Genomic DNA, 17,176 nt, shown 5'->3' with positions numbered 1-17,176 from the left:
GCTAGGACGCGAAGCCGTCCGTCGCCCTGATCAGCGCGTCGGTGATGGCGGGCTCAAAGGAGGCGTGCCCCGCGTGCACCAGCTCGAACCGAGCCTCGGGCCAGGCCCGATGCAGGTCCCAGGCGGTGACCGGCGGGCAGCACAGGTCGTAGGCGCCCTGAACGATGACGCCCGGCAGGTGGCGGACCTTGTGCGCGTCCTCGATCAACTGCCCCTCGCGGAACCAGCCCCCGTTGACGAAAAAGTGGTTCTCGATGCGGGCGAAGGCCAGCGCGAAGCTCGGGTCGGCGAAGTCGGCGACCGCGTCCGGCTTGTAATGCAGGAAGGACGTGGCGGCCTCCCAGGTCGTCCAGGCGACCCCGGCGGGGCCGTGGACCGCCGGGTCCGGGTCGAAGAGGAGGTCGTGGTAGCGGGCGATCGCATCACCGGTGAAGCCGGCGCCGAGCGGGGCGAGGAACGACTCGCGCCACTGCGGCGCGAGGTTGCCGGCGCCGCCGTTGTAGTACCAGTCCAGCTCCGAGCGGCGCAGGGTGAAGATGCCGCGGAGGACCAGCTCGGTGACCCGCTCGGGATGCGTCTCGGCGTAAGCGAGGCCGAGCGAGCTGCCCCACGACCCGCCGAAGACCTGCCAGCGGTCGACTCCGCGGTGCTCGCGGAGCGCCTCCAGGTCGGCGACCAGATGCCACGTCGTGTTGGCGTCCCAGTCGACGCCGTCGGAGGACGCGTGCGGCGTCGAGCGTCCGCAGTTGCGCTGGTCGAACTGGATGATGCGGTAGCGGGCGGGGTCGAAGAATCGCCGCGTCTTGGCCGACACGCCGCCGCCCGGGCCCCCATGGATGAACACGACAGGCTTCCCGTCGGGGTTGCCGCTTTCCTCCCAGTAGAGGGCGTTTCCAGCGTCGACCTGCAGCTGGCCAGTGACGTAGGGCTCGAGTTCGGGGTACAGCGGGCGGGGGGCGTCCGGCACGACGCCCGTCGGGACGCTACTCGTCGTCATCGTCGTCGAGCTCGATGATGTGCATGGCGGCCTCCTCGGCGGACGCTGCACCCCCATCGATACCGACATCCATCCCGAAGGCCGCGCCGGCCACGCGGGCGTCGACGATCCGCCCGGCGCGGCGTCCACCGACCTCGCGCGACTCCCCGTCCGGATTCCACGGACCGGTGGCGCGCACGACCTCCGGCTCTTCCTGAGCCGCCCGCATGTCGATCGTCTCGCGCTGCCGCATCTCGGCGGGGGTGTTGCCGTAGCCCTGCAGCGGCGACCAGTTCTCCGGGGTCGTGTAGCCCTCGTCGAGCACGTCGTCGACGCCGCGGTCGATCAACGTGTCGTCCGGCTGCAGCTGCTCGACGAACTCGCCGTTGCCCGCGTCCATGTCGCTCATCTCGGTCATGTCCCTAGCCTGCCACGCCGTCGCGACAAGGGGGAGGATGCAGCGAGGTTGCTCTCACCGACCCCCGGTGAAACGACGCCGCGGCCTCCGGACGCTACGCTGCACCCTCGTGACAGCAGCCGGAGCCAGCACGCCAGTCAGCCAGGACCAGCCCCGCTTCGCGTCGGGCTCGCGTGGCATGTTCGACATCGTCGTGGCCACCTTCTGTGGACTGCTGCTGATCTCCAACGTCGGGGCGACCAAGCTGATCGAGTTCCAGCCCGTACCCGTCCTGGGCTCGCTGGTGACCGACGGCGGAGCCCTGCTGTTCCCCCTCACCTACGTCATCGGCGACGTCCTGGCGGAGGTCTACGGGATGGCCCGGGCGCGCCGCGCGATCGTCCTGGGCTTCGTCCTCGCGTTCGTGATGTCGGTGAGTTTCCTGATCGTGGACGCCGCACCGCCGGCGTCCGATTGGCCCAATCAGGCGGCGTGGAGTGCCGTGCTGGGCTTCGTTCCGCGGATCGTGATCGCCAGCCTGGCCGGCTATCTGGTGGGCCAGTTGCTGAACGCGTGGGTGCTGGTCCGGATCAAGCAGCGCACAGGTGAGCGGGCGCTCTCGGTGCGGCTGATGACGTCCACCGTGGTTGGTGAGTTTGCCGACACACTCGTCTTCTGCAGCGTCGCCTTCGGGCCGCTGGGAATGTGGCTCGGCGGCGGATCGATTCCGCTCGACACGTTGCTCAACTACACGCTCGTCGGTTGGGTGTACAAGTGCGTCGTCGAGTTCGTCTGCCTTCCGGTGACCCAGGTCGTCATCGCGTCCGTCAAGCGGCGAGAGCCCGGCTACTGGAGGTAGCCGAGCCCTCCCGAGGGGTTAGTTGCCGAGCTTCCTCTTGAGCTGGTCCAGATCTTCCGCGGCTCGGCAGATCGCGACATACATCTCCATGCTCATGCGGCACAGGGCCAAGAACACGACGCTGACGACCGGCGTCGCGATCAGGTACAGCAGCCCCATGAGCGGCGAGAAGCGGAACAGGCCGATGGCCGTCACCAGGCCGCCGATGGCGCCGAGACCGACCAGCACCATGAGCAGGATGTAGACGATGCGCACGATGTGCGGCGTGGCGTAGTGGCGGAACGACAGGTCGAAGAGGCTGCCCAGGAGGCCCTTGGACTGGGCCATCAGATCCGGCTGCGGAGTGGGGGCCGAGGGTCCGCCGGGGCCTGACTGGGGGGCGTCCCACGTGGGGTCGATGGGGTTCGAGGTCATGTGAATCTCCTTGCTTCTGGGGGTTCCAACGCCGTCATTGTGTCGCAGTGTGCTTGCCTTCCGCAGCGCCTTCGTCGTCGAGCAGGGCGAGGTCACTCGGGGTCACGAGACGGGAGGCGAGGGCGTACTCCACGAGTCGCGCCTTGCGGGTGGAGGCGAGGCGATCGGGACCGCCATGGAGACCCCGGACGCCCCACGTCGACAGGCGGTCGCAGACGTTGTCCAGCTTGCGGTTGAACCGCGTGAGAGGCCAGCCGATCCGGGCGGCCGCCGAAGCGGACGTGGGGATGGAACTGGCGCCGCGGTTGCCGCGCCGGAGGGCGTCCTCGCACAGGGCCACGATGATCAGCTTCTGCGCCGGCGTGAGGCTGAGGCGTCCGATCGTCAGCTGCCCGTCGCCCGTGGGCCGGCTGTCGACGGGCTCGAAGACCGACGACTCCAACGACAGCTCCAGCTCGTAGGTCGTGGCGCCGGCGGTGAACCAGACCACCGTCCTGGCGAAGACGAGCGGCAGCGTGGCGCCCGGCGCCAGCCACGCCTGCATCGCACCGGAGGCGTCCGAGATGGTGGCGGACAGCTGCGAGCCGACGTTGGTCACCCACCACAGCTCGCGCGCGTGGGTGATGGTCAGGAAGTGCCGGTGCAGGAACGGGTTGTCGGCGTCCAGGACGAGGTCGCCGCCGCGTCCGATCGTGAAGGTCTCGTCCGTGGCGGGCTCGTGGCATTCGCCGACGAAGTCGACCACCAGCCGCGCGCTCACGGCCGGCCCTGACGGCCGCGCCACCACGGACGCCGCGGCGGCGCCTCGCCCGGCAAGGGCTGCACGACGGGTCCGCCGAGGAGTTCGGACGCCGTCGTTACGGACGCCGGCGGTGCGGCGTCCGGCTCGCTAGCCACGGATGCAGAGCGGTCGGCGTCCGGCTCGAGCCCCGGCTGTGCCACGACGGGCTCGGTGACCGGCAGGCCGAGCGAGCGCTGGACGCCCTGTAGCGCCGCCGCCAGGTCGAGCGCCGAACCGGGCCGCCGGCCGGGGTCCTTGTCCATGGCCTTCATCAAGGCGATGTCGAGGCTGGTCGGGGCCCCCGAGAGCGGCAGCGAGGGGGCGGCCTGCGTCCGGATGCGCCGGAGCAGATCGACCGGCGAGTTCCACGTCGGGTCGATCTCGAAGGGTGAATAGCCCACCAGGAGCGTCCAGAGCGTGGCCGCCAGCGAGTACACGTCGGAGGCCGGCGAGGCGTCCGATGTTCCGAACAGCACCTCAGGCGCGGACCAGGGCACAGAGACCCCCAGCTCGACCGGGTCGTTGTCCGCCCTGACACCGACGAGGCCGAAGTCGGCCAACTGCGGCGTCCCGTACTGGTCGGACAAGACGTTGTCGGGCTTGATGTCGCGGTGCAGCAGGCCCAGCCGATGGGCGGTCTCGACGGCACCCGCGAGCGCGATGCCGACCCGCAGCGTCTCGGCCAGCCCCAGCGGCTTCGCGCGACACCGGGCGGAGAAGTTGGGTCCGGGGCAGTACGCCATCACGAAGTAGGGGCGCCCGTCCTGCGCCACCCCGACCGCGTGCAGCGGCACGATGTTGGGATGCTGCAGGGCGGCCAGCGCGTTCGCCTCGGCCAGGAAACCGCCGACGCCCCCGGGCGACGCGACGTGCTCCCGCAGGACCTTGACCGCGACCCGGCGGGCTGGCAGCTGCTGGTCGTACGCGAACACGTCCGCGAAGCCGCCCGAGCCCAGCTGGCCGACGAACTCCAGTCCGGGCAGCGTCGGCGCGGCCATCACGACGAACCGACGGCCAGCACCACGACCGTGACGTTGTCCTGGCCGCCGTGGTCGACGGCCGCCGCGACGAGGGCGTCCGCGATCTGTGCCGGCGTACCCTCCCCCCGCAGGAGCGCCTCGATCGTCGCGTCGTCCAGTTCGCCGTTCAGCCCGTCCGAGCAGAGCAGGAGTCGCTCCCCCGGCTCCGGATCGATGACCCACAGGTCAGGCTCGGGCGCCGACGGCATGCCGAGGCACCGGGTGACGATGTTGCGCAGCGGATGCGTCCGGGCGGCCTTCGGGGTCAAGAGACCCGCGTTGATGAGTTCCTCGACCTCGGAGTGGTCGACGCTGACCCGTTCCAGCCCAGTCTGGCGCAGCCGGTAGACGCGCGAGTCGCCCAGGTTGAATACGCACAGCTGCTCGGCGTCGTTCTCACCGACCACTGCGACCCCCGCCAGCGTCGTCCCTAGCCCCCAGGCGCGGGGATGCTTGCGACCGTAGGCGAGCACGTCCGAGTTCGCCGTGACGACGGCTGCGCTGAGGGCTTCGTCATCGAGCTGAGCGTCGCCCTGGTCCAGCGTCTGCATCGCCTCGACCGCCAGCCGGGCGGCCACTTCGCCCGCGGCGTGCCCGCCCATGCCGTCGGCCACGGCCCAGATGTGCCGGCCCACGAAGAACGCGTCCTCGTTGCCCTGGCGGACGCGTCCGACGTGCGTCGCGGCGCCCGCGGTGATGCTGATCATGTGCGCTCCGAACGAAAAGGACCGGCTCACCCTAGCAAGCGGCCGGGCACCTGATCCGTGCGGAATCGTGGCACGCCCGTGCCCTGGTCGTCGCCGTCCCTCTGCCAGGGTGGACCGATATCCGGACGCCTTCGCCGCGTCCCGCGCTGGCGTCGCGCTGGCGCTCTCGGCGACGGAGACGAAGCTGCTGATCGAGCTCGAGTCCACCGTCGGACGCGTCACCCGCCGCGAGCTCCTCACTCGCGTCTGGAACGACGGCTACGCGGGCGACTCCCGGCTCGTGGACGCCGCCGTGCAGCGCCTGCGGGCCAAGATCGAGCCCGTCCCGGCCGATCCCACCTACATCCAGACCGTGCGCGGCACGGGCTATCGAATGGATCGGTCCTGATCGGACTGCAGTTCAAAATCGTCGCCGCCGTGTTCGTCTCGGTCGTGGCGATCGTCCTCGTCCTGCCGCTGACCGTCGCGCACTGGACCGGAGACGTGCCGTTCCGGGAGGACCCCACCGACTCCTGGGTGACCGGCGAGGCGACGCGGGTCTCGACCCTGCTGAACGCGGGCACGTTCGTCCTGGCCCTGCCCGCGCCCTCGCCTAGCGCCGAACGTCCCTGGGGAGGGTCAGGAGCGTGGACGCCGCACGAGGGCGTCCGCGATCAGGGCCACCCCGATGCCGACCGCGTCGGCGAGGGCGTCCAGGACGTCTCCGGACCGGTGCGGCAACAGCGCACCCTGCACGAACTCACTGGCGAGGGCCTGGATCAGCATCACGCCCACCACGAGCCTTCGGCGCGCACCGGCGGCGAACAGCACGAAGGTCGGCAGCGCGAACACCAGCACGTGCGCCACCTTGTCGAGCCCCGGGATCTCGCCGCCCGGCACGCCGGACGTGTCGGGCGCGTACAGCGCGAGGCACTGCAGCGCGACCAGGCCAACAGCCAAGACGAGGCGTCCGACGCGTCCCCGGCTCAGGAGAGCTTCTCCAGGATCAGCTCGCGGACGCGTCCGGCATCGGCCTGGCCACGCATGGCCTTCATCACCGATCCGATGAGCGCACCGGCCGCGGCCACCTTGCCGTCGCGGATCTTCGCGGCGGCGTCCGGATCGGCGGCGATCGCGGCGTCGACGGCAGCCGACAGCGCGCCGTCGTCCGAGACGACCTTGAGCCCGCGGCGCTCGACGACCTCGGCTGGGGAACCCTCGCCCGCCAACACGCCCTCGATGACCTGCCGCGCCAGCTTGTCGTTGACGACGCCGCCGTCCACGAGCCCCTGCACCTCGGCGACCTGCGCGGGCGTGAGCCCGACGGCGGCCAGCTCGACGCCCTCGGCGTTCGCCACGCGGGCCAGCTCGCCCAGCCACCACTTCCTGGCGGACGCCGGTGACGCCCCCGCCGCGACGGTCGCCTCGATCAGGTCGAGGGCGTCCGCGGCGAGCACGTCGCCGAACTCGCGCTCGGTCATGCCCCACTCGGCCGCCAGCCGGACGCGCTTGGCGGCCGGGTTCTCGGGCAGCGTCGAGCGCAGCTGTTCGACCCACTCCCGCGACGGCGCGACAGGCACCAGATCGGGCTCGGGGAAGTACCGGTAGTCCTCGGCCTCCTCCTTGGAGCGCCCGGCGGTGGTGTAGCCCTCCTCGTGCCACATCCGGGTCTCCTGCTTGACCCGTCCCCCGCAGGCCAGGATCGCGGCCTGCCGCCGGATCTCGTAGGTCAGGGCCGCCTCGATCGAGCGCAGCGAGTTCACGTTCTTGGTCTCGGTGCGCGTGCCCAGCACGTCCGACCCCTTCGGCATCAGCGACACGTTGGCGTCGCAGCGCAGCGAGCCCTGCTCCATCTTCACGTCCGAGACGCCGAGCGCCCGCATCGTGTCGCGCAGGGCGGCGACGTAGGCCTTGGCGACCTGCGGAGCCATCGAGCCCGTACCCCGGACCGGCTTGGTGACGATCTCGATGAGCGGCGTCCCGGCCCGGTTGTAGTCGACCAGGGAATAGTCGGCGCCGTGGATGCGTCCGGACGCGCCCGCGTGCACGAGCTTGCCGGCGTCCTCCTCCATGTGCGCCCGCTCGACGGCGATCCGGAACGTGCGGCCGTCCACCTCGACGTCGACGTGCCCCTCGAAACACAACGGCTCGTCGTACTGCGACGTCTGGAAGTCCTTCGTCATGTCCGGGTAGAAGTAGTTCTTGCGCGCGAACCGGCACCACGTCGCGATGTCGCAGTTCAGCGACAGCCCGATCCGGATCGCCGACTCGATCGCCGTCGCGTTCACCGCCGGCAGGGCGCCCGGCAGCCCGAGGCAGACCGGGCAGGTGTTGCTGTTCGGCTCGGCGCCGAAGTGGTTGGCGCAGCCGCAGAACATCTTGGACGCCGTGTTGAGTTCGACGTGCACCTCCAGCCCCAGCACGGGGTCGAACAGCGCCATCGCCTCGTCGTAGTCGAGTAGCTCGTCCATGTCAGATCTCCCTCGCATCCGAGGCTTCGACAGGCTCAGCCAGCGGAGGTGTGGCCACGTCAGTTCGCACGCCGAGGTAGGCGCCGGCGTCCGAGTCGGCCAGATGGTCGAGCAGCGAACCGCCCCAGGACGCCTCCAGGCCGCGCTCCAGCGCGGCGCCGACCCGATAGAGCCGGTCGTCGGCCAGCACCGGAGCCATCACCTGGAAGCCGACGGGCAGCCCGTCCTCGGGGGCCAGTCCGCACGGGAAGGACGCCGACGCGTTGCCCGCCATGTTGGACGGGATCGTGCACAGATCCGACATGTACATCGCCAGCGGATCGGCGGTGCGCTCCCCCTGCTTGAACGCCGTGGTCGGAGTCGAGGGCGACACGAGCACGTCCACCTGGGTGAAGGCGGCGTCGAAGTCCTCGGCGATCAGGCGGCGCACCTTCTGCGCCGAACCGTAGTAGGCGTCGTAGTAGCCCGAGCTGAGCGCGTACGTGCCGATGATGATGCGGCGCTTGACCTCGTCGCCGAAGCCGGCGCCGCGGGTGAGGCGCATCACGTCCTCAACCGTGTTGACCCCGTCGTCGCCGACCCGCAGGCCGTAGCGCATCGCGTCGAAGCGGGCCAGGTTCGAGGAGACCTCGCTGGGCATGATCAGGTAGTAGGCCCCGAGTGCGTACTTGAAGTGCGGGCACGAGACCTCGACGATCTCGGCGCCCTGCGCCTTGAGCACGTCGAGAGCCTCGCGGAACCGCTGCTCGACCCCGGGGGCGTAGCCGTTGCCGCCGAGCTCCTTCACCACGCCGATGCGCAGGCCGCGGACGTCGCCCGAGCGGGCGGCGTCCACCACGGCGGGCACGGGCGCATCGATGGACGTGGAGTCCATCGGGTCGTGGCCGCAGATCACCTCGTGCAGCAGGGCGGCGTCCAGGACGGTGCGGGCGCACGGGCCCGGCTGGTCCAGCGAGGACGCCATGGCGATGACCCCGTACCGCGACGTGCCGCCGTAGGTGGGCTTGACGCCGACCGTTGCGGTCACGGCCGCGGGCTGCCGGATCGAGCCGCCCGTGTCCGTGCCCAGGGCCAAGGGCGCCTGGAAGGACGCCAACGCGGCCGAGCTGCCGCCGCCCGAGCCGCCCGGGATGCGCTCCAGGTCCCAGGGGTTGCCCGTGACCTGGAAGGCCGAGTTCTCGGTGGAGCTGCCCATGGCGAACTCGTCCATGTTGGCCTTGCCGATCATCACCAAGCCGGCGTTGCGGACGCGATCGATGACCGTCGCGTTGTACGGCGGCAGCCACCCTTCGAGGATCTTCGAGCCGCACGTGGTCGGCACGCCCTGGGTGCAGAAGATGTCCTTGACCGCGATCGGGACGCCGGCCAGCGGGCCGAGCTTCTCGCCCGCGTCGAGGCGCGCGTCCACGACCCGCGCCTGGTCGAGCGACCACGCGCGGTCGACGTGCAGGAAGGCCTTGACGTCGTCGTCCACACGCTCGATCTGGTCGAGGAACGCGGTGGTGACCTCGACGGCCGTCAGCTCGCGGCGTGCGATCCTCTCCCCCAGCTCGGACGCCGTCGCCCGCAGGATCTCGGCGGACATCACGCCTCCTCGTCCATGATGCGGGGCACGCGGAAGCGTCCGTCTTCTTCGGCCGGCGCCATGGCGAGGGCCTGCGCGGGCGTGAGCGACGGCTTCACGACGTCGGGGCGGAAGACGTTCGTGAGCGGTAGCGCGTGGGTCATCGGGACGACGTCCGGACCGGCCACCTGGGAGACCTCGGCGACGGCGTCCAAAATGACGTCGAGTTGCGGCGCGAGACGCGCCAGCTCGTCGTCGGACAGCTCGATGCGGGCGAGGCGCGCGAGCCGCGCTACGTCCGTGGGGCTCAAGGCCACGATGCGCTCCTTCGTCTGGTCGTTGACCGCCTCATCCTAGAGGTCGGTGAGTTGCCGTCTCGGCCCGGGCCCGGTTGAGTACCCCCATGAACCGTGCACTGCAGCAGCGCATCGCCCGCGAGCTCGAGGTCACCGACGCGGCCACGTTCGACGCGGCCGGGCAGGTCGAGCTGCGGGTCGGCTTCCTCGCCGACTACCTCAAGACCACCGGAGCCAAGGGCTACGTGCTCGGCATCAGCGGCGGCGTCGACTCTTCCTTGGGCGGACGCCTCGCGCAGTTGGCCTGCGAGCGGGTCCGGGCGTCGGGCGGTGACGCGACGTTCATCGCCATGCGGCTGCCCTACCGCGTCCAGGCGGACGAATCCGACGCGCAGCGCGCCCTCGCCTTCATCAAGCCGGACGAGACCCTCACGGTCAACATCGCGCCCGCCGTCGACGGCATGTGGGCCCAGCTCACCGAGGCCGGACTCGTGGTCTCAACCGACAAGGACGACTTCGTCAAGGGCAACGTCAAGGCCCGCCAGCGGATGATCGCGCAGTTCACCGTCGCGGGCGCCCGCGGCATGCTCGTCATCGGCACCGACCAGGCCGCCGAGGCGGTCGTCGGCTTCTTCACCAAGTTCGGCGACGGCGCCGCCGACCTCACCCCCCTCACCGGCCTGCCGAAGCGCCGCGTCAAGGAGCTCGCCCGCTTCCTGGGCGCCGCCGAGTCGGTCGTCGAGAAGGTGCCGACCGCCGACCTCGAAGACGACAAGCCCCTCATCGCGGACGAGGTCGCCCTGGGCGTCCGGTATGCGGCGGTCGACGACTACCTCGAGGGACGCCCCGTGAGCGAGGCCGACGAGAAGGTCATCACCGGCTGGTACGTCCGGACGCAGCACAAGCGCCACGTCCCCGTGACGCCGGGCACGGACGTCGCCGCCTGGCGGTCGACCAGCTAGCTCGCGAAGGGCCAGCCGTCGCGCATCCCGGGCTCGGCCGCGGGGTCGATGTAGTGCTCGGCGCCGAACGCGGCCGCGAAGATCTCGTCCGGCATGGCGAGCATCATCCCGGCGTCGGCCGTCTGCGAGGCGTGGCAGGCCAGCGCGGCCCGCTTGACGTCCAGGACGTCGCGGACGTCGACGCGCCAGGACAGCTCCGCCTCCGGCGTCCCCACCGGCACGCCGTCGTCGGTGCCGTGGTCCGGGTCGAAGCCCTGCACGCCGGCAGCCGTGGCCGCCTCGAACATGCGGCGGGCGGCGTCCCGATTCATCGTGACCTCGAGGTAGGCCGGACGCCGCCGCGCCAGCTCAGTCGCGCGCTTGACGACGCGGTGCAGCATCACGTGATCGGGATGGCCGTAGTTGCCGTGCCAGTCGTAGCCGACGACCACGTCGGCGTCCTCCTCGTCCAGGATGCGCGCCAGCTTGAGACCCGCATTGTCGACGTCAGCCCGGACGAAGGCGGCGGGGGCGTCGTTCTGCGGCCAGCCGGTCAGCCCCGAGTCGTGGTAGCCGAGCCAGGCCACGCGTTGGGTGCCGGTGACCTGCGCGGACGCCTCCGCCTCACGCCGCCGGTACTCGGTGACGGTCGCGTCCCCGAGGTCGTCGGCCGCCATCCCATGCTCGCCGCCCGTGGCGTAGACGCAGACGACCCGGTCCCCGCGCCTGGACGCCAGCGCCATGCTTCCCGAGGTCTGGGACGCCTCGTCGTCGGGGTGGGCGTGCACGAAAACGATGGTGGCCATGCGGGCCATCATCGCGGGTTTGACGGGACGTGGAAACCTAGACCCCGTGGAGACGACGAGCGCGAGCGCCGCAGGACCCCGACACGCCGTGGGCGGCCAGCCGAGCCCGGCGCGCGGCCGCTGGGATCCGTCGGTGATCTCGGACGCCGACGCCGTCCGCCTGGCGCGGCTGCGCAAGATGAAGCGGGTCGCGCTCGGCCTGCTGATCGGGGCCGCCGTGGTGTACCTGCTCACCATGCGCCTCGACCACTCCGGCGTCTGGGGCTTCGTCAACACTGCCGCCGAGGCGGCGATGGTGGGCGGGCTGGCCGACTGGTTCGCCGTCACCGCGCTGTTCCGTCACCCCTTGGGGATTCCGATCCCGCACACGGCGATCATCCCCCGCAAGAAGGACGACCTGGCCACCTCGCTGCAGGACTTCTTCGCCGAGAACTTCCTCACCGAAGACGTCGTCCGCGGACGGATCGCGGACGCCGGCCTGGCCAGCAAGTTCGGCGCTTGGCTGAGTGATCCGGCGCACGCCAATCGCGTGGTGACCGAGGCGACGCGCATCACCCGCGCCGCGCTCGGACGGGTCAAGGACGACGACGTGCGGTCGGTGGCGACCGGGTCAATCGTCCCCCGGCTCCTGCGCGAGCCCATCTCCCCCACGCTCGGACGCCTCCTCGACCGCGTCGTTTCAGACGGCAGTCACCGGGGCGCGGTCGATCTGCTCATCAACCTTTCGGGGCGCTGGCTGCTGGCCAACCCCGAACGGTTCAGCTCGCTCGTCGGCGACAAGGCGCCTCGTTGGGCGCCGCGCCTCGTCAACGACAAGGTCGGCAAGTGGAGCTACCAGCAGGCCGTCGACTGGCTGGTCGAGGTGCGTAACGCCCCGGACCACGCGGCCCGCAAGGCCCTCGACGACCTGCTCCTGCGGGTGGCCGGTGACCTGCAGCGCGACAGCAGCGTCCAGCGGCGCACCGAGGCGCTCAAGGAGCGGCTGCTGCAGCATCCGGCCGTCGCCGACGCGGCCGTCAGCCTGTGGCAGGGGCTCCGCAGCAGCATCGACGGCGCCATGGACGATCACGGCTCCACCCTGTGGACCCGAGCCGAGGACGCCCTCGCCCGCCTGGGTGGCTCGCTGGCCTCCGACCCGGCGACGCAGTCGCGGGTCAACTCGACGATCGCGGACGCGGCGTCCTGGGCGGTCGGGCAGTACGGACGCGAGCTGTCCACCGTGATCTCGCACACGATCAAGAGCTGGGACGGGCAACAGGCGTCCAAGAAGATCGAGCTGCACGTGGGCAGAGACCTCCAGTTCATCCGGATCAACGGAACGATCGTGGGTGCGTTGGCCGGCCTTGCGATCCACACCGTCAGCTTCCTATTCGCCTGATAGCGCCGGGCCTCATGGTCGTAGGCGCATGGTCCAATGGGATCGCGCACAGCGCATGACTAGGCTGATCACGGCCCCTGGGCCCTGTCTGACTCCGAACGAAAGTGTCAACGAATGAAGATCGCGTCTCTTCGCTACGCCGCCGGCATCGCAGCCGTGACCGTGAGCGGAGTGTTGCTCGCCGGCTGCTCCGGGACGACCGCGCCCACGTCCACCACGTCCACCAGTAAGGCCGCGGCGACCACCACGACCACGTCGACCAAGCCCGCTACCACGACGACCACCACCACCAGCCAAGCCGCCACGGCCACGACGTACACGATGGCCCAGGTCGCCGAGCACGCCTCGGCGACGTCGTGCTGGAGCGCCGTCAACGGCTCCGTCTACGACCTCACCGCCTGGATCAGCGCGCACCCGGGCGGCGCACAGCGCATCCAGAACATGTGCGGCAAGGACGCCTCCGCCGCCTTCACGGCTGAGCACGGCAAGGAGTCCCAGCCGAACAGCCGCCTGGCAACGTTCAAGCTGGGCGCCCTGGCCTGAGAACGCTCGCTGGCCCGGCCCCGACCAGGGGCCGGGCCGCTACTGTCTCCTGGTGAGCAATGTCTCCCAGGACGGCTGGGTCGTCCTGGCGGCACCGCAGTCGGGGATCCGGATCGGGCGCATCCCCAGCCCCCGCCAGGTCGTCCTCCGCATGCTGGCCGCGGCGGCCGTGGTCAGCCTCCTGATCGGCGTGATGGGCTTCTACGTGGCGACCCGACTCGCCGAGCACGACACCTTGTCGGAGGGCATCCGCATCACCGACATCTTGGCCAGCGAGATCGCCCCGCGGGTCACGACCGGCCTCGCGCAGGGCAATCAGGACGCCATCCGTGACCTCGACCTCGGGGTCCTGCCCGCGATGAACCACTACGGCGTGATCCGGGTGAAGCTCTTTTCCGACACCGGCAAGGTGCTGTATTCCGACGAGCACCGGTTGATCGGGCAAGAGTTTCCCCTCGGACGCCTCCAGTCGCTCGCCTCCTCCGGCGGCCCGGTCGAGACGATCATCTCGAACCCGACGGGCGATGAGGACGCCTACGAACGGTCGGTCGCGCGCGTGATCGAGGTGCGCCAGGGCCTGGTCGGCGCGTCCGGACGCGCCCTGTTGGAGGTCTACCTCGACTACAACATCGTCGGCGAGCGCGCCCGGGAGATGTGGCGGGCCTTCCTGGTGCTGCTCGTCGGCAGCCTGGCACTGCTCACGGCGATGGTGTTCCCCGTCGCGTTCCAGCTGCTGCGGCGCATCGGAGAAGGGACGCGCCAGCGCGAGGCGCTGCTGCGCAACGCCGTCGAGGCGTCCGATCTGGAGCGACGCCGCATCGCCGCCTCGCTGCACGACGGGCCAGTCCAAGAACTCGTCGGCAACACGCTGGCGCTGTCCACCGCGGCCGCCAGGCTGGCCGGCGCGGGCCAGGCGGACGCCGCGGCCACCGTCGACGGTGCGGCGCAAGCGGTGCGCGGCACGATCGGCTCGCTACGGACGCTGCTGGTCGACCTCTACCCCGCGCCGCTGGACGAGCAGGGCCTGTCCGTGGCGGTGGACGACCTGCTTGCCTCCCTGCGATCGAGGGGTCTCGTCACCACGGCCGCCGTCGACGACGAGGGCCTGTCGGCGGTCGACCGTCGGCTCGCGTTCCGGGTGACCCAGGAGTGCCTGCGGAACGTCGCCAAGCACGCCCGGGCGACGGCCGTGGGCGTCCGGCTGACGCAGGAACCGGGCTCGTGGCAGCTGACGGTCTCGGACAACGGCCACGGCTTCGACGTCAGCCAGACCATGCTGACGCCGACGAAGGGGCACTACGGCGTCCGCATCCTGTCCGACATCGCCGCCGAGGCGGGCGCGACGCTGCGGGTAGCCTCGGGATCAGACGGCACATGCTGGGAACTCAGAAAGGACCACGCGTGAACGCAGGTGCAGAGCCCATCACGGTGGCGATCGCCGACGACCATCCGCTGGTGCGGGCGGGAATCCGAGCGGCCCTCGAGTCGGTCGACGACATCGTCGTCGTCGCTGAGGCGTCCGACGGGGACGAGGTGGTGGACCTGGTGACCGAGCATCACCCGAAGGTGTTGCTGATGGACCTGTCGATGGCGCGGGTCGGCGGCGTCGAGGCGACCCGGTCGCTGCGCGCCCTCGACGTCGACACGCGGGTCGTCGTGCTGTCGTCCTACTCCGATCGCTCCCGCGTCGAGCAGGCGCTCGCGGCCGGCGCGATCGGCTACTTGCTCAAGGACTCCGAACCCCGCGACCTGCTGGCGGGAGTCCGGTCGGCGGCCGAGGGACACGTGCCCATCGACCCCCGCGTGGCCGGCGTCCTGCTCCCCAACGCACCGCAGCCGGGGGCGTCCTCGGTCGACGAGTCGGGGCTCAGCCAGCGCGAACTGCAGGTGCTGGCCGAGGTCGCGCGCGGGCACGCCAACAAGCAGATCGCCAAGCGGCTCGGCATCACCGAGGGCACCGTGAAGGCGCATCTCGGCAACATCTACCGGCAGATCGGCGTCCTGGACCGCACCAGCGCGGCCATGTGGGCGCGCGACCACAACGTGGCCTGAGCGCGCTCAGGCGCGGCGCCGCGCGATCAACCAGGCGGCCGAGTCCAGGAACGGCAGACCCTGCCGCGGGCGTCCCTGATCGATGAGGTAGAGCCCGGTCGTCACCCGCTCGATGAAGGACCACTGCCAGACGGCCTCGCCGTCGGTGCCGGTCGCCTCCGCCAGGGCGGCGCACCAGGCGCGCAGCGTGATCACCGGGTCGTCGGCCGCGAGCACCAGCCGGTTGAAGCCGCGGAGGACCACCCCGAGGTCGTACTCCGCCTCACAGAGGAAGCCGTCCGGGTCGACCCAGACGTAGCCGGTGGGGGCGCCCGGCCGAGGCGACAGGACCTGCAGCAGGTTGCCCGGATGCGGGTCGCCGTGGCACATCACCATCAGCGCGGCCTCGCGGGCGGACAGCCGCTGCTCGGCGTACAACCGGGCCCGGTCGATGGCCTCGGCATGCTCGGGACGCACCTGGGGATGCGTCCGCAGGCCGTCGATGAGGTCGCGCAGGCTCGCGGCCTTATAGGTCGAGTCGTCCGGGAGTTCGGCGAGCTCGTGCGGCAGCGCCCAGACCTGCCGAAGGGTGTCGATCACCGGCTGGCTGAGCTTGGAGTCTTGCAGGAAGGCCAGGGCGCCGGTCGGCAGCAGCGAGTCGTAGAGGGCCTCGCCCTGCTCCTGCAGTGACGGGCCCAGGTGCTCCAGGAGGAGCGCCCCCAGCTCAAGATCCGCGTCGTAGAGGTGGACGTAGCCCTGACCCGCAGCCGCGCGCAGGATGGCAGCTTGCTGGGTCAGGTGGGCACCCGGAACCGCCAGCTTGAGAACCGCCGCGCGCCCCCGGGCTCTCACGTTGAACACCGCGGACGGTGCGCGATGCACGATGGCATCCCCGATCTCGAGACCCCAACGCCGCTGACACTCCCCCTTCAGTTCTGGGAGTCGGTCTTGCCACTGTTGACGCTCGTCCGTCAGCGTCATCAGGTGAGTCCGTGAAGGGGGGTTGAGGTTCATCGCTGGGCACCTCTCGGCAGACCGGTCGTCTTGAGCCTACCCGCGGACGCGGCTGATCAAAGCTGTCGCGGTCTGCAGGTAGGACCGCCCGGCCAGCGGCTCGGGGCCGTTCGACAGCCGAAGCCCCAGCGCGACCCGCTGGACGTAGGACCACTGCCAGATCACTTCCGCGTCGCAGCCGGTTGCCTCGGCCACCTCGGCGCACCACCGACGCGCGAAGACGACGGGATCTTCGGCAGACAACAGAACGCGGTTGGCGTCCCGGAGCAGCACCCCGAGGTCGTACTCGCGGTCGCTGCGGAAGCAGTTCGGCTCGATGAACACGTAGCCGCTCTCGGCGCCCGGCCGGGGCGACTGGACGCTGCGCAGGGTGGCGGGCTTCGGGTCGCCGTGCACCACGACCTCGCGCACGGGGTCGGTGTCGGCGAGCCGCTGATCCGCATAGGCCAGCGCGCGTTCGACGGCTCGTCCGCAGTCGGGAATCCCGTCCGGGGCCGGGTGGGCGAGGATCGTCTGCTTCAGGTCGGACGCCGGCGAGCAGCTCCGCAGGGCGGCGTTCAACGGCACCGTCCAGGCCTGCTGCAGCGTCTTGATGAGGATGTCGGCGACACCCGCAATGCCCTCGCGTGCCTCGACGGCGGCCACGTCCAACTCCTGGCCGAGGCCTTCGAGCAGCAGCGCTCGGCGCGTCTCGTCCACGTCGAGCAGGTGGCTGTAGCCGCGGCCGTGGGCGGCGCTCAGCACGGACGCCTCCGGCGCGAGGTCCGACCACGGCGGACGGATCTTGATCACGACGGGGCCGCTGCGGCCGCGTCCGCGCACGAGCAACACCTCGCCGGGCCGGTCGATGGCGTAGCCGAGGTCGACGTGCCACGCCTCGGCGCACTCCATCACCAGGCCGGGCACCTCGGCCAGCCAGGCTGCGCCCGCCGCCCCATGCGACTCCACGCTCCGGCGCAGGCCGTCCGGAAGCACCGGGAAGGCCGACATCATCGCTGTC

20 protein-coding genes are annotated in these 17,176 nt (G+C 70.8%); 7 read left to right on the top strand and 13 right to left on the bottom strand.

Features of this window, described 5'->3' with window-relative positions:
• Position 1: 1 nt before the first annotated feature.
• Entirely contained in the window at positions 2-997 is a 996-nt protein-coding gene (gene pip, locus FN821_RS11930; protein WP_131172832.1) for a prolyl aminopeptidase, read from the bottom strand.
• The gene (locus tag FN821_RS11925; RefSeq protein ID WP_131172831.1) at positions 984-1,394 is read right to left on the bottom strand and encodes a DUF5709 domain-containing protein; all 411 of its coding nucleotides are present in this window, start codon (positions 1,392-1,394) and stop codon (positions 984-986) included. Before FN821_RS11925 ends, pip begins: the two co-directional genes overlap by 14 nt.
• 109 nt (positions 1,395-1,503) lie before the next feature.
• Here FN821_RS11925 and FN821_RS11920 point away from each other — a divergent pair, with 109 nt between their 5' ends.
• Complete coding sequence (locus tag FN821_RS11920) at positions 1,504-2,232, top strand: queuosine precursor transporter (RefSeq protein WP_241660241.1); 729 nt, start codon at positions 1,504-1,506, stop codon at positions 2,230-2,232.
• Between the two features lie 18 nt (positions 2,233-2,250).
• Here FN821_RS11920 and FN821_RS11915 read toward each other — a convergent pair whose 3' ends face one another.
• From FN821_RS11915 to FN821_RS11900, 4 genes are read right to left on the bottom strand one after another with little or no spacing between them, the layout of a single operon-like run.
• Complete coding sequence (locus FN821_RS11915) at positions 2,251-2,646, bottom strand: DUF4282 domain-containing protein (RefSeq protein WP_131172829.1); 396 nt, start codon at positions 2,644-2,646, stop codon at positions 2,251-2,253.
• 34 nt (positions 2,647-2,680) lie between these two features.
• On the bottom strand, positions 2,681-3,406 hold the full coding sequence (locus FN821_RS11910) for a hypothetical protein (protein ID WP_131172828.1): 726 nt from the start codon (positions 3,404-3,406) through the stop codon (positions 2,681-2,683).
• Entirely contained in the window at positions 3,403-4,425 is a 1,023-nt protein-coding gene (locus FN821_RS11905) for a serine/threonine-protein kinase (protein WP_131172827.1), read from the bottom strand. Before FN821_RS11905 ends, FN821_RS11910 begins: the two co-directional genes overlap by 4 nt.
• Positions 4,425-5,153: a PP2C family protein-serine/threonine phosphatase gene (locus FN821_RS11900; RefSeq protein ID WP_131172826.1), complete on the bottom strand. Its 729-nt coding sequence runs from the start codon at positions 5,151-5,153 to the stop codon at positions 4,425-4,427. Before FN821_RS11900 ends, FN821_RS11905 begins: the two co-directional genes overlap by 1 nt.
• A 109-nt stretch (positions 5,154-5,262) precedes the next feature.
• On the opposite strand from FN821_RS11900, the gene FN821_RS14770 reads away from it, so the two are divergent.
• Positions 5,263-5,541, top strand: coding sequence for a winged helix-turn-helix domain-containing protein (locus FN821_RS14770; RefSeq protein ID WP_241660240.1), 279 nt, complete (start codon positions 5,263-5,265; stop codon positions 5,539-5,541).
• Between the two features lie 230 nt (positions 5,542-5,771).
• Here FN821_RS14770 and FN821_RS11890 read toward each other — a convergent pair whose 3' ends face one another.
• Genes FN821_RS11890 through gatC form a run of 4 tightly spaced genes read right to left on the bottom strand, consistent with a single transcriptional unit; the run spans position 5,772 to position 9,484 of the window.
• Positions 5,772-6,092, bottom strand: coding sequence for a VanZ family protein (locus FN821_RS11890; RefSeq protein WP_131172824.1), 321 nt, complete (start codon positions 6,090-6,092; stop codon positions 5,772-5,774).
• A gap of 26 nt (positions 6,093-6,118) precedes the next feature.
• Positions 6,119-7,603 (bottom strand): Asp-tRNA(Asn)/Glu-tRNA(Gln) amidotransferase subunit GatB, encoded by a 1,485-nt coding sequence (gene gatB / locus FN821_RS11885; protein ID WP_131172823.1) that lies wholly within the window; start codon positions 7,601-7,603, stop codon positions 6,119-6,121.
• A 1-nt stretch (position 7,604) separates the two neighbouring features.
• A complete protein-coding gene (gene gatA / locus FN821_RS11880) occupies positions 7,605-9,188 on the bottom strand; it encodes an Asp-tRNA(Asn)/Glu-tRNA(Gln) amidotransferase subunit GatA (protein WP_131172822.1) in 1,584 nt (527 codons plus the stop codon).
• A complete protein-coding gene (gene gatC / locus FN821_RS11875) occupies positions 9,188-9,484 on the bottom strand; it encodes an Asp-tRNA(Asn)/Glu-tRNA(Gln) amidotransferase subunit GatC (RefSeq protein WP_131172821.1) in 297 nt (98 codons plus the stop codon). The genes gatA and gatC overlap by 1 nt, the downstream gene beginning before the upstream one ends.
• 86 nt (positions 9,485-9,570) lie before the next feature.
• Here gatC and nadE point away from each other — a divergent pair, with 86 nt between their 5' ends.
• Positions 9,571-10,425, top strand: coding sequence for an ammonia-dependent NAD(+) synthetase (gene nadE, locus FN821_RS11870; protein ID WP_131172820.1), 855 nt, complete (start codon positions 9,571-9,573; stop codon positions 10,423-10,425).
• On the opposite strand, the gene FN821_RS11865 is transcribed toward nadE, so the two are convergent.
• Positions 10,422-11,210: a PIG-L family deacetylase gene (locus FN821_RS11865; protein ID WP_131172819.1), complete on the bottom strand. Its 789-nt coding sequence runs from the start codon at positions 11,208-11,210 to the stop codon at positions 10,422-10,424. The genes nadE and FN821_RS11865 overlap by 4 nt on opposite strands.
• 46 nt (positions 11,211-11,256) lie before the next feature.
• Between FN821_RS11865 and FN821_RS11860 the strand changes: the two genes are divergently transcribed.
• The 4 genes from FN821_RS11860 (at position 11,257) to FN821_RS11845 (ending at position 15,183) form a co-directional block, all read left to right on the top strand.
• Positions 11,257-12,588, top strand: a complete 1,332-nt coding sequence (locus tag FN821_RS11860; protein ID WP_206662107.1) for a DUF445 domain-containing protein — start codon at positions 11,257-11,259, stop codon at positions 12,586-12,588.
• A gap of 114 nt (positions 12,589-12,702) precedes the next feature.
• On the top strand, positions 12,703-13,131 hold the full coding sequence (locus FN821_RS11855; RefSeq protein ID WP_131172818.1) for a cytochrome b5 domain-containing protein: 429 nt from the start codon (positions 12,703-12,705) through the stop codon (positions 13,129-13,131).
• Positions 13,132-13,183: 52 nt separating this feature from the next.
• Positions 13,184-14,536, top strand: a complete 1,353-nt coding sequence (locus tag FN821_RS11850; protein WP_131172817.1) for a sensor histidine kinase — start codon at positions 13,184-13,186, stop codon at positions 14,534-14,536.
• Complete coding sequence (locus tag FN821_RS11845; protein ID WP_206662106.1) at positions 14,533-15,183, top strand: response regulator; 651 nt, start codon at positions 14,533-14,535, stop codon at positions 15,181-15,183. Before FN821_RS11850 ends, FN821_RS11845 begins: the two co-directional genes overlap by 4 nt.
• Positions 15,184-15,189: 6 nt before the next feature.
• Here FN821_RS11845 and FN821_RS11840 read toward each other — a convergent pair whose 3' ends face one another.
• Both FN821_RS11840 and FN821_RS11835 read right to left on the bottom strand, forming a co-directional pair.
• Positions 15,190-16,143 carry an aminoglycoside phosphotransferase family protein gene (locus FN821_RS11840; RefSeq protein WP_338324591.1) on the bottom strand — a complete coding sequence of 318 codons (954 nt, stop codon included), beginning with the start codon at positions 16,141-16,143 and terminating at the stop codon, positions 15,190-15,192.
• A 69-nt stretch (positions 16,144-16,212) separates the two neighbouring features.
• Positions 16,213-17,169 carry an aminoglycoside phosphotransferase family protein gene (locus FN821_RS11835; RefSeq protein ID WP_165489359.1) on the bottom strand — a complete coding sequence of 319 codons (957 nt, stop codon included), beginning with the start codon at positions 17,167-17,169 and terminating at the stop codon, positions 16,213-16,215.
• Between the last annotated feature and the right edge of the window lie 7 nt (positions 17,170-17,176).

It is taken from the genome of Propioniciclava tarda, assembly GCF_900182665.1.
GTDB lineage: Bacteria > Actinomycetota > Actinomycetes > Propionibacteriales > Propionibacteriaceae > Propioniciclava > Propioniciclava tarda.
The sequence above is the reverse complement of the archived record's forward strand: the minus strand, read 5'-3'. Positions and strand labels throughout refer to the sequence as shown.